Origin of the sequence: Azospirillum himalayense (assembly GCF_042657465.1) — a bacterium.
GTDB classification, from domain to species: Bacteria; Pseudomonadota; Alphaproteobacteria; order Azospirillales; family Azospirillaceae; genus Azospirillum; species Azospirillum himalayense.
The window spans coordinates 1-351 of the sequence record NZ_JBHSLC010000117.1; the positions used below are offsets into that span (position 1 = coordinate 1).

The 351-nt window shown below is 67.0% G+C and carries 1 pseudogene; it reads right to left on the bottom strand.

Annotation, left to right across the window (positions count from 1 at the left end):
* Positions 1-328, bottom strand: a pseudogene (locus tag ACFPMG_RS31880) (succinate--CoA ligase subunit alpha); the annotation flags it as partial.
* Positions 329-351: the final 23 nt, after the last annotated feature.

Consider the following 351-nt stretch of genomic DNA (forward strand, 5'->3'; position numbering starts at 1 on the left):
GCTTGACGCGCACCATGTCGAGCACCGGGATGCCCTCGGTGATGCACACCACCAGCGGGATCTCGGCGTCGATCGCCTCCAGGATGGCGTCGGCGGCGAACGGCGGCGGCACGTAGATGACGCTGGCGTTGGCGCCGGTCTTCTCGACCGCGTCGGCCACCGTGTCGAAGACCGGCAGGTCGAGGTGCTTGGTGCCGCCCTTGCCCGGGGTGACGCCGCCGACCATCTTGGTGCCGTAGGCGATCGCCTGTTCGGAATGGAAGGTGCCCTGGGCTCCGGTGAAGCCCTGGCAGATCACCTTCGTGTTCTTATCGACGAGAACAGCCATCTTACGCGGCCTCCTTCACGGCC